The organism is Aneurinibacillus soli (assembly GCF_002355375.1).
Classification (GTDB): domain Bacteria; phylum Bacillota; class Bacilli; order Aneurinibacillales; family Aneurinibacillaceae; genus Aneurinibacillus; species Aneurinibacillus soli.
This window is the reverse complement of sequence record NZ_AP017312.1, coordinates 2,900,579-2,912,720: the sequence shown is the minus strand read 5'-3', so window position 1 is coordinate 2,912,720 and position 12,142 is coordinate 2,900,579. Positions and strand designations below refer to the sequence as shown.

The following is a 12,142-nucleotide window of genomic DNA, read 5'->3' as shown; positions in this document are numbered from 1 at the left end:
TTTCAGCCGAGAAGACTCCCACTTCTAAGTGATAGCGAAAGTGGGGGATGAATCGGCTTCGGACCAGGGAAGGCGATTTGCCTTCTCACAAGTCCGACTGTTTTCTCCCTAAACGGTCAGGTACAATAGAAACGGAGGAGGTGAAACATATATGATCAAACATAAAGGCTTCAAATTCCGTATCTATCCGACTGAGGAACAGGCAACACTCATCAACAAGTCCATCGGCTGTGTTCGCTATGTGTTCAATCACTTCCTGGCGAAACGGAAAGAAATGTATGAGACTGAGCAAAAGACACTAAGCTACAAGGCGTGCTCTTCTCTTTTGACCCAACTAAAAAAAGAAATAACGTGGCTAAAAGAGCCGGATTCTACGGCACTGCAAAACGCCTTGCAAGACCTGGACCGGGCGTATCAAACGTTTTTCAACGAGAAAACGGGGTATCCGAAATTCAAAAGCCGGAAGAATCGCAGGCAATCGTACAATACCACAAACAACAAGGAAGCGATTCGGATCGAAGGAACACATATCCGACTTCCGAAGCTTGGGCTTATTCGCTTCGCCAAAAGTCGGGAAGTAGAAGGTCGCGTCCTGTCTGCTACTGTTCGCCGCAATCCATCCGGCAAATATTTTGTATCGGTGCTATGTGAAATAGAAATTCAACCATTACCGAAAGTAGATAGCCAGGTCGGAGTAGACCTCGGCCTCAAGAAGTTTGCCATTCTCTCAAATGGAGAAACGTTCGATAATCCGAAGTATCTGCGAAAATATGAAACGAAACTGGCACGCTTTCAACGTATCATGAGCAAACGTACAAAAGGCAGTTCTAACTGGAACAAAGCCCGAATTAAGGTGGCTCGTCTACATGAGAAAATAACCAATTGCCGCATGGACTTCCTGCAAAAGCTGTCCACTACGCTGATTCGTGAAAACCAAACGATCTGCTTGGAGGACTTGCAGGTGGTAAATATGCAGAAGAATCACAAGCTGGCTAAATCAATCGCAGATGCCTCATGGTCAGAGTTTCGCCGCATGCTTACATATAAGGCAAACTGGTATGGTCGCACGGTTTGCTTTGTCGGAAAGACATTCCCATCGAGTCAGTTGTGTTCAGCTTGTGGCTACCGGAACCAGGATGTAAAAAACCTGAACCTACGTGAATGGGATTGCCCTGAATGTCATACACACCATAATCGGGATATAAATGCCGCGATCAATATTTTGCAAGAAGGACTGAGACTGTTAGAAATATAATCTAACCAACCGTGGGACACACGGGGGTAGCCTGGGGTACTATCGTACAATTCTGCTCAGTAGAGTGGACGAGCCAGGAATTCCCCACTTTTAAGTGGGGGGAGTGTTCAAGCTCCAATACTAAGTTCATATAGAGTAAGACAATCTGTTCTGGTGTGAAGTCTGTTAAGTGATCAGTATTTCCATCTTTTAAAAAAAGGTTGTACTTCTTTAATTTATCCTCTGGCAATCCTTCAAGATAGGTAAAATCACATTTATTATCAATATGGGTAGTTACTGGGCTATTTTCTACAATTTTTATTGGACTAATCTCAGTTTCACTTTTCATCTCTTTTTCACTAATTTTATTAATGGGAGTACATCCAGTTGTTATTAAAAATACACTCAATGAAATTATTAGAAATACTCGTTTCAAATCATAGCCCCCTTTGTGTGATTTTATCATAAATTTACATATATTGGGTAGTTTTTCGTTCCAACTATCTGCTCATTAGTTGAAGAAGAACTAAATACTAAATTTTCATAAACTAAAATATTCGTAATTATAAGTCAATGCTATTCATTTTTGAATATATAATTCAAAAATGAATACCGAAAAGTTACGAATGAATGCATACGCCCATATAGTACGCGGAATTTTTATTGGCATAATAGTTGCAATAATTTGAAATGTGGAAGGGTAAGGGAAAAGTGATTATCCTGATACTTGCTTTCCTCGTTCATTCTAGAACAGGAGCATAGCGATGAAATGAAATGGTGCCGTACAAATTAGTAATTATAAGGAGGAATCGATATGTCAACAGTAACACAAGTGCTCGATCTGAAAATGTATGTGGATGGAAAATGGGTAGATGCACAAAGTGGGGAAACACGTGATATCGTGAACCCGGCGAACGGTCAAGTGATCGCGAAAGCAGCAGAAGGGAATGTAGAAGATGCACGCCGGGCGATTGAAGTAGCGCGTCGTACATTTGATGAAGGTGGCTGGTCTGAAATGCCGGCTGTACAGCGAGCTAGCTATTTGTTCGCGATTGCAGATAAGCTTGAAGAATATGCAGCAGAAATTGCCCGCTTAGAAACGCTTGATAACGGCAAACCACTTCGTGAAGCAGAATTCGATGTGGCGGATGCGGCGGCTTGCTTCCGTTACTATGCAGGTCTTGCAACAAAACCAGATGGACAAACATACCACGTAGCAGACCCGATGCAGGCAATGGTCGTCCGCGAAGCGGTTGGTGTATGTGCGCTAATCGTACCGTGGAACTTCCCGCTTCTCATGGGTGTATGGAAAATTGCTCCGGCTCTTGCAGCGGGAAACACGGTTGTCTTCAAGCCATCTGAAGTAACGCCGGTTACAGCGATTAAGCTGTTTGAAATTATTGAAGAAGTGGGCATTCCGCACGGTGTAATTAACATGGTAATGGGCGCAGGCCCGACTGTTGGCAATGAACTGGCTGAGAGCCATCTTGTTGATAAAATATCGTTTACAGGTGGTACGGCAACGGGTCGCAGTATCATGAAGGCGGCTGCGGGCAACATCAAAAAAATCTCGCTCGAACTCGGTGGTAAATCTCCGAATATCGTATTCGCGGATGCAGATTTTGAGACAGCTGTAGACTATGCGCTGTTCGGTATTTTCTGCAACCAGGGGCAAGTATGTTCCGCAGGTTCTCGTCTGTTGTTAGAAGAAAGCATTCATGACAAATTCGTGGAGCGTCTTGTTGAGCGTGCGAAGCAGATTACAGTGGGAGCAGGCGACCATCCTGACACAGAAATGGGACCGCTTGTTAGCCAGGCGCATATGGAAAAAGTACTCGGCTATATCGAGATTGGTAAACAAGAAGGAGCGCGTCTCGTATGCGGCGGAAATCGCATTACAAAAGACGGTTTTGAGAACGGGTACTTCGTTGAGCCGACGATCTTTGTTGATACAAAGCCAAATATGCGCATTGTACAGGAAGAAATTTTCGGACCTGTACTTGCGGTTCAGAAGTTCAAAGATGAAGCCGAAGCGATTGAACTGGCGAACGGAACGGTATACGGTCTTGCAGGCGGCGTGTTCACACTGGACGGAGCAAAAGCAATGCGCGTGATTAAGAAGCTGCGCTCCGGTATTACATGGATTAACAGCTACCACCCGACATACAATGAAGCACCATGGGGCGGCTACAAGCAGAGCGGTATCGGTCGTGGACTCGGAACGTTTGGCCTTGAAGAATTTACAGAAGTGAAGCAGATTAATATTAACATGCAAGTCGAGCCGGTTGGCTGGTTCAAGAACTAAATAAGCTATTTTTGAAAGGGGCTATCCTGCGCATAGGATAGCCCCTGCTTTTATCGTTTTAGCCGAAAAGACATGTTTGACGGATTGGATATAAGTAGAAGCTTGGAGGTGGACAAGAGAAGAGAGCTACCTGTCACTTGGTTACGCGTGGCAGGGAAGCTGTAACTGTCCGCTCCAGGGGGCTGTTCGCTCGCCCATCCAAATAAGCCAGCGATGTATGGCTACGAGGAAGGATGGGCAAAGGCACGCTCACATCCCCCTTCCGCTGAGATACACGCGTAAAGGCGTTCCCTGCATCTCTCTTCTCTTGTCCAACTGGGCTTTGCTTATCAGTCCGTCAAGCATGTTTGAGTTGTTGAACCGAAGCTGTTTTTCGAAAAGTCGGCTGCGACCCAAGCAAATGCATTCTGGCATTGCATGTTTTTTGTAAACCGAAACGTTGTGCGGGGAGTGGGAGAAGGGATGAGCAAGAGAGTGCCTGTACGCGTCTACTCAGCGGAGGGAGAACGGCGAACGGGCCTTTGCCCGCAATCCTTCGGCGAATCAACATCGTAGGCCTTTCTTTGCGGGCGAGTTCGTCGGGCTCTCGGAGCGGACAGTCAGGGCTTCCCTGTAAGCGTACTCAAACGAACGGCTCATCCCTTCTCCTACTCCCTCACCACCAAACGTTGTCGATATTACAAAAGCCTTTACAATTACCCCACCTTCAGAGAAACGACAGTGTTGAAAGAAACCGTCAAGTTTGTTGAAGTCGTGCCGCTTTCCTACTATGACAGCAACTGCCGCGGGGATATTGAAGTAACGGCGCGGGTCACGCAGGAACCAAATTGTGTGGAAGCGCGGGTGTCAAGTAACGGGGTAATCGTTGTCACTGTTGAGCGTGAATACGCGGTTGAAATCGTTGGAGAAACAAAGCTGTGTATCGTCATCTGTGATTCATGCGGAGACGAAGAAAAAGATGAGATGTATACGGACGAATTCGAAGAACTAGATGACTTCGCCGACCTTGATCCAGACACATTCCTGGATTAATCGGCACATACAGCACAGCTAACATGGGAGGAGCGTCCTCCCTTTTTCTTTTTTTCCCTGAACTATCTTTCTGGAAAGGAAGTATTGCATATGACATGTTTCCTGCTGCATCAAGATGAAAAAGAAGCGGCCTTATTTGCATCTGACTTCTCGTGGCCATCCGGAACACACCTGCCTGCACCATGGCCTGCTGTAACGGTGCAGTGGGGGGCGTGTGGGCTGTCGTGCCAAGAATCACACACGACTGTATTGAATGGAAGAGAAGCAATCGAAAATGCAGCGGATCGGGCGATCTGGCCTGGGATGCTTGCGGATGCGGGCATTCCGACTGTACATACAGTACGCGGATTCACAGCAAAAGATGCGAGCGTACGCCGGTATATGGCCATCGTGTTTCAGCAGGAGGTGCTGGCGCTGTATGAAGCGAGTGGCCACCGGCTCTGGCTGAATAATCGGGTGGCTGGTACGGAAGAATCATATGAAGAGATTGCCCTGGATGTCGGGCAGCGAACCATTCGTCGTCTACTTTCATATGCGGTGCGCAGCGTATACAGTCTTGGCCTTGATTTCGGCGCGGTGTATGCGGGTGTGAATGCACAAGGACAGTTGGCGGTATTTGCAGTAGAGCCAACGCTTCCGAAAGTAGGCAAAATCAAACGAAAGTTCCAGCTCGCGGTTGAGGCATTTGCGGCGGATTATACGGCATCATGTACACGTACGGTGACACTTGGTGCTGATATTGAATTCGTGCTGCGCACGCCTGCCGGGAAAACAGCCATGGCTTCGCATTATTTTCCGAGAGACGGCGTCGTTGGTTGTGATCGGGCGTGGTGGCGCGGAGATGTGACTCGAAGGCAGTTTCCGCTTGCCGAGCTGCGACCTGCACCTGCGGATACCGTACAGGGATTGTTTCGCAATGTATATCGCGCTATGCGTCGGGGGATTCAATTGATTGGCACATCTAATCTAACCTGGGCAGCAGGGGGAATGCCGCTTCGGGGGTACCCGATTGGTGGGCATATTCATTTTAGCGAAATTGCCTGCAATGCTAGACTGCTACGGGCACTCGATATGTATGTTGCGCTGCCGCTGCTGATGCTAGAGAGTGAAGCGTCACGGGCACGGCGTCCGAAGTATGGGCAGCTTGGGGATATGCGTGCTCAGTTCCACGGCGGATTCGAATACCGGACCTTGCCGAGTTTTATCGTCTCACCGCGTATTACGCGGGGGGTACTGGCACTGGCTCATCTCATTGCCCGCGTGTATCGTCAGCTGCCGCTGCGGTGCTTATTTTTGATTCCGGAGTTGCATCATGCGTTTTATGCGGGCCAGCAGGAGGTGCTCGTGCCGTATGTGGCAGAGCTGTGGGAGGATCTTGCGGTTCTTCCTGAATACAAAGAGTATGAAGCATACATTGCACCATTCCGGGAGCTGGTGACTTCCCGCGAGGTATGGAAAGAGCATGCGGATATCCGTATGGCCTGGAAGCTACCACCGTTCCAGCCCGACATCGTCGTGAATCGAACGCATGAGCCCAGTGTGCTATAATAGAGCCGATTAGTAGACTTTTGCGGTACAGGAGAGAAGAAAACGGATGACACATACGCCGATGATGCAGCAGTATTTAACGATAAAAGCCCGCCATCAGGATGCATTCCTGTTTTTTCGGCTGGGTGATTTTTATGAATTGTTTTTTGAGGATGCGGTACGGGCGTCTAAGGAGCTTGAGATTACGTTAACAGGCCGTGCAGGTGGTGGGGATGAGCGGATTCCGATGTGTGGTGTGCCGTATCATTCTGTAGATGCTTATATTGCTCAGTTGATCGAGAAAGGCTACAAGGTCGCGATCTGTGAGCAGGTGGAAGATACGAAGCAGACAAAAGGTGTTGTGCGCCGAGAAGTGACGCGCATTATTACGCCGGGTACTGTGATGGAAGGCAAGCTGCTTGGAGAGAAGGAAAATAACTATTTGCTTGGGGTGTACAGGGCAGACGGTCTGCTCGGACTTGCGGCATGTGATATTTCTACCGGGGAGTTCTATGCGACAGAAGTGCGGGGCATTACGGGTATGTTGGACGAAATGACACAGTATAGCCCATCTGAAATCGTGCTGCTTGCACCGGATACAGATGGAGAGGAGCTGGCAGAGCGGCTCGCTCCTTATCATGTAGTCGTAACGCGACGCCCCCCGAACCTGGATGGCGCAGACAGGCCGCAGGATGCACTGGGCACACTGTTCAGTGACATTGCAGGAGAGCGGACGTGTACGGAATCGATGCTTGTAGCCATACGTGGGCTTCTGGCCTATCTTGAAGAAACACAGAAGCGTTCCCTGGCACACTTGCATCGGATACAGCTCTATGAAGCAAATGAATATATGGTGCTCGATCCATTCACCCGCCGTAATCTGGAGCTGGTGGAGACGATTCGTGATAAAACAAAAAAAGGTTCCTTGCTCTGGCTGCTTGACCAGACCGTAACCGCGATGGGTGGACGCCTGTTGCGGCGCTGGATTGATAAGCCGTTACTTGGCGTGGTACAGATCGAGCGACGCCAACGCGCGGTTGAGCAACTGATAGACGGCTGGATGGTGCGAGATGAGCTGCGGACGCTGCTTGAGGACGTATACGATCTGGAGCGGCTTGCCGGGCGCATCGCGTACGGTACGGCGAGTGCGCGCGATCTCGTGCAGTTGAAAACGTCGCTTGCGACCATTCCGGCTTTGAAGCAGGCACTTGCCGAACTCGCACCTGAGGCAGATGTGCTGCGCGAACTTGCGGATGGCATGGATGCCTGCCTGGATGTGGCGGAGATCATCGAAGAGGGCATTACAGATGACCCGCCGCTTGCTTTAAAAGACGGTGGCCTCATTAAAGAAGGCTATCATGAGTATTTGGACAAGCTGCGCACCGCAAGCCGGGAAGGTAAGCAGTGGATTGCAGAGCTTGAGCAGCAGGAGCGTCAAATTACGGGCATTCGTTCCTTGAAAGTCGGCTATAACAAGGTGTTCGGCTATTATATAGAAGTAACAAAAGCGAATCTGGGCACATTGCCACCAAACCGGTATGAGCGGAAGCAGACGCTTGCCAACGCAGAGCGCTTCATTACACCAGAGTTAAAAGAGAAGGAAGCCCTTATTCTCGAAGCGGAGGAGAAGCGTACCGGTCTTGAATATGAGCTGTTCGTGGAAATTCGTGAGGCGGTAGCGAGAGAAGTGAAGCGGCTACAGGCACTGGCTCAGCAGGTGGCAACGATTGATGTGCTTCAATCACTTGCTGCCATCGCGCAGGAAAATCGCTATGTGAAGCCACAGATGACAGTGGACGGTCCGATGGTGATTACCGAAGGCCGACATCCTGTTGTTGAGGCAGTGCTGCGCGGTGAGCCGTTCGTGCCAAATGATACCGAGCTTAGTCATGAGCATGCGATGCTGCTGATCACCGGGCCAAACATGGCGGGGAAAAGCACATATATGCGTCAAGTAGCACTCATCGTGATTATGGCGCAGCTTGGCAGCTACGTACCAGCAGAATTTGCTACGCTTGCTCCTGTAGATCGGATTTTTACCCGGATTGGGGCGGCGGATGATCTCGTAGGCGGGCAGAGTACGTTTATGGTCGAGATGAAAGAGATTGAAGTGACGCTCACGAACGCAAATGCACGCAGTCTTGTGATCATTGATGAACTAGGCCGTGGCACGTCCACATCGGAAGGGATGTCGATTGCGCAGGCAGTCATTGAATACTTGCATGACGTAGTGGGATGCAAAACGCTTGTATCCACGCATTATCATGAATTGTCACATCTTGAGTTGACGCTGCCACGCCTGCAGAATTTTCATATGGCAGTCGATGAGTTGAATGATACGGTTATCTTTTTGCGTAAACTGATTGGCGGCCCAGCAGATAAAAGCTACGGTATCTATTGTGCGCAAATTGCTGGGTTACCAGAGCGAATCATCGAGCGGGCGAATGAGCTGTTGAGCAGCTATGAAGGCATGGCACTGCCAGCAACGGCTGATGCTGCACCGGTTGTCATTGTTGCACCAGAGCCTGTAGCAGAAGACCACGTACAGGAAGGTATGGCGGAAGTTACAGAACCGGCGTCGGATGCCGAGGTACAGCTTGCACTGTTTGAGGAAACGGCATCGTCTGCCTCTCCGGTAGCAAGCAAGGTATCGAAGGCTGAAGAGAAGCTTGTGCGCCAATTGCAGGAAGCGGATTTGTTGAACATGACACCGATGCAGGCGATGAACTTTTTATTTGAGCTGAAAAAGCAAGTGTAGGAGGGTGACGGTATGGCAGACATTCAAGTAATGGATGCACAGCTTGCGAACTTGATTGCGGCAGGCGAAGTCGTGGAGCGTCCCGCTTCGGTCGTGAAGGAGCTGGTGGAAAATGCGATTGACGCCTGCGCGACACGGATCGAGGTGCATCTTGAAGAAGGCGGACTGATGTCCATTCGTGTGGTCGATAACGGGCGCGGTATGGACTCAGAAGACTGCTGTCTGGCATTCGAGCGGCATGCGACAAGCAAGCTTATCCGTGAGCGTGACCTGTCGCATATCCGAACCCTTGGTTTTCGTGGGGAGGCGCTGCCAAGCATCGCGGCTGTCTCCCGTACGGAAATCAAAAGTACACAAGCAGGCTCTACAGGTGGCACACGCATCCGTATCGCTGGAGGAGTCGAGGAAGTCGTGGAGCCTGTCGCGCATCCGCGTGGCACAGAAGTGCATGTGACGGATTTATTCTATAATACGCCCGCTCGGCTCAAATATATGAAAACCATTCATACAGAAGTCGGTCACGTATCGGATGTGATGAACCGGCAGGCGCTATCGCATCCGGGCATATCCTTTGTGCTGACGCACAACGACAAGCAGCTTTTAAAAACACCAGGGGATGGAAAGCTGCTGCACGCCATCGCAGCCGTGTACGGCATGAATATCGCCCGCAGTATGATTCCGATTGAAGCAGAATCCCTCGATTACAAGCTGTCTGGCTATCTTGCCCGACCTGAGATTACAAGGGCCGGACGTTCGTACATGTCGACGATTATCAACGGGCGCTATGTGCGCAATCATGGAGTCAACAACGCTATTTTGCGTGGCTATCATACACTGTTGCCGATTAACCGCAGTCCGATTGCCGTACTTGCGATTGAGATGGAGCCGTCGCTTGTTGATGTGAACGTCCATCCGGCGAAGCTTGAAGTGCGGTTTAGTAAGGAACAGGAGCTGTATAGCTTTGTAGAGGAAGAAGTACGCCGTGCATGGAGTAACGAACGACTTATTCCCGAGCCAGGCCGCACCCGCTCAAGTGAAGGACCTCGTACTCCGAAGCCACCATCCTTCCAGGCCTCGATGGATTGGTCATTGTTCGTGCCGGAGCAGGCGGAAACATCAGAATTGACCACTTCGGCCAAACCGCGTCAGACTTCTTCTCCGGAGGATCGTCAGGTGGCAACAGAGCAGGCAAGTCGTACAGGCAACTTGTATAGTTCCTACTCAGCAGCACAGGAGTACGAACAGTCGTTGTTTGCGACTGAGCCTGTCGTGCCAGTGGAAAATTCCGTGCAGGGATCTATATCTATAGATAACCCTTCGCCGGATTCCATAGCAGAGCCAGGGGTACCGCTTGCGATAGATGAGCCGTCAGACGAAGAAATGGATGAGATGGCAGAAGCAGAATATGAGCCGGATGAAGCGCAATCTAATGAGGATCAGGTAGAAGAGTCCCCAAGCACAGGAGAACGGGTACCGGACATGTATCCAGTGGGGCAGGTGCATGGCACCTACATTATTGCGCAGAATGCGGACGGAATGTACATGATTGATCAGCACGCTGCCCAGGAACGGATCTTTTATGAGTATTTCCTCAACAAGTTGCATGAAGAAGCGGTGGAGAGTCAGGATTTGCTGATTCCGATTACACTGGAGCTGACAACGGCGGAAGCGGGCGCGGTTGAAGCACATCGCGACTGGTTTGAGCGGATCGGTGTGCATCTTGAACCATTCGGACTGAACAGTTTCCTTGTACGCTCGCACCCGCGCTGGTTGCCAAAAGGGGAAGAAGAGGCAATCATTCATGAAATGGTGGAGATGGTTGTGAAACCGGGCCGCAAAGGGATTGATGTGGTAAAGTTGCGGGAAGCAGCGGCGATTACGATGTCATGCAAGGCAGCGATTAAAGCGAATCGTCACTTGAATCACGCGGAGCTAGAGGCGCTTATTGAGCGGCTGCGCCGGACGACAAGCCCGTTCACATGCCCGCACGGACGGCCGATTATCATTCACTTTTCGACGTATGATATAGAGAAGATGTTTAAGCGGGTCATGTAACTCGCTTTGTGCATATGCAAATAGATGAAAAGCGTAAAACCCTTGATAATACTGGAGTTTTACGCTTTTTTTGTGGAACTAAAATAAGAGGATATAGCGTCTTGACCACCTTTAGTATGCTAAATCGAATGCCGGGCTTGATTCATGGAGGCTTCGAAGCGGTCAGAGGCATCCTTTAATAGGCATGTAGTAGGGCTCTAATTATAAGGATTAAACAATTTTGCGAGCGTAAAAATAAATAAAAAGAGAGAAAATGGATGATAAACGGATTAATAAGATGCTATGTGGAGATATAAGGAGATAAACGATTCGTTTTACTATTTTAATTATTTAGAATATTTGATATACTTGTTTTACACCAACAACAGGTGGACAATCTTCTACTCAACCCACTACACCTGAATGGATGTGATGACGATGATTGCAGAGGGTAAAATTCAATGGATGCTTGCTCCAGGTAAATAGGGAAAGGCGATGTACACAGCAGTCGAATAACGAAAGAAGGAAGGTGTGACACTTCCTAAGATCGTTAGGGGTGTACAGGTATATAAACTAAAGCAAGAAGGGAGAACGTGAAAAGTTGAATAGCGAGGAAATACAAACGTAGCCCTGTGCTCTCCGTGAATCGAGAACACAGGGCTACGTTATTTTTATTGGGTATTTTTTGGTGGAATAATGCACCATTAGTCATGCATACGTATATTACTGCATGTTTCTTTTTTTTGTGATTTTATAATTAATCGGAGAAAGAAGGGGAAAGTAATGAGTGCAAATGTACAAGTAGGATTGTTTCTTGCCCGTTATCAAATCGGAGGTGATAAACCAGGCGCGCCTTCATTTCAGCTCGATTTGGCCGTAAGTACCCCAAAAGAATTGGTGAGTGGGCTTGGACACATTACCCAAGCAGTAAATCCACCGATTGACTATACGTATCATGTACAAGGGAACTTTACGTATATGACCGTTATGCCAAATAATACGCATATTTTGGTGGTGGGTAACGGGACGCGAGAAAGTATTCTTCCTGATGTAAACAATAGTTCAGATTCTCCTACTTTAACGTTCAGAATTGTTTTAGAAGGAGATTGGAAATTAGGGGTAGCAAATTATCAATATCTTGATGCAGATGGAAATGTACATCGTATTTCAGATGCACCTGTGAAAATAATAGAATAGATAGTTTCACATATAAAAATCCTGACATATTCCCTTATAGGGTAGTATGTCAGGA

The 12,142-nt window shown here is 48.7% G+C and carries 8 protein-coding genes; 7 read left to right on the top strand and 1 reads right to left on the bottom strand.

The window, feature by feature from the left end; genetic code table 11:
• Positions 1–151 precede the first annotated feature (151 nt).
• Complete coding sequence (tnpB, locus tag CB4_RS14695) at positions 152–1,255, top strand: IS200/IS605 family element RNA-guided endonuclease TnpB (RefSeq protein WP_096466509.1); 1,104 nt, start codon at positions 152–154, stop codon at positions 1,253–1,255.
• A 1-nt stretch (position 1,256) separates the two neighbouring features.
• Here the strand turns inward: tnpB and CB4_RS14690 are convergent, their stop codons facing one another.
• A complete protein-coding gene (locus CB4_RS14690) occupies positions 1,257–1,670 on the bottom strand; it encodes a hypothetical protein (protein ID WP_096466508.1) in 414 nt (137 codons plus the stop codon).
• Between the two features lie 396 nt (positions 1,671–2,066).
• Between CB4_RS14690 and CB4_RS14685 the strand changes: the two genes are divergently transcribed.
• From CB4_RS14685 to CB4_RS14660, 6 genes are all read left to right on the top strand, one after another.
• Positions 2,067–3,539: an aldehyde dehydrogenase family protein gene (locus CB4_RS14685; protein WP_096467765.1), complete on the top strand. Its 1,473-nt coding sequence runs from the start codon at positions 2,067–2,069 to the stop codon at positions 3,537–3,539.
• Between the two features lie 720 nt (positions 3,540–4,259).
• Complete coding sequence (cotE, locus tag CB4_RS14680; protein WP_096466507.1) at positions 4,260–4,571, top strand: outer spore coat protein CotE; 312 nt, start codon at positions 4,260–4,262, stop codon at positions 4,569–4,571.
• Between the two features lie 90 nt (positions 4,572–4,661).
• The gene (locus CB4_RS14675) at positions 4,662–6,119 is read left to right on the top strand and encodes a putative amidoligase domain-containing protein (RefSeq protein WP_096466506.1); all 1,458 of its coding nucleotides are present in this window, start codon (positions 4,662–4,664) and stop codon (positions 6,117–6,119) included.
• A gap of 46 nt (positions 6,120–6,165) precedes the next feature.
• Complete coding sequence (mutS, locus tag CB4_RS14670; protein ID WP_096466505.1) at positions 6,166–8,856, top strand: DNA mismatch repair protein MutS; 2,691 nt, start codon at positions 6,166–6,168, stop codon at positions 8,854–8,856.
• Positions 8,857–8,868: 12 nt separating this feature from the next.
• Positions 8,869–10,911: a DNA mismatch repair endonuclease MutL gene (gene mutL, locus CB4_RS14665; protein WP_096466504.1), complete on the top strand. Its 2,043-nt coding sequence runs from the start codon at positions 8,869–8,871 to the stop codon at positions 10,909–10,911.
• Between the two features lie 762 nt (positions 10,912–11,673).
• Positions 11,674–12,087 carry a DUF1842 domain-containing protein gene (locus CB4_RS14660; RefSeq protein ID WP_096466503.1) on the top strand — a complete coding sequence of 138 codons (414 nt, stop codon included), beginning with the start codon at positions 11,674–11,676 and terminating at the stop codon, positions 12,085–12,087.
• Positions 12,088–12,142 lie beyond the last annotated feature (55 nt).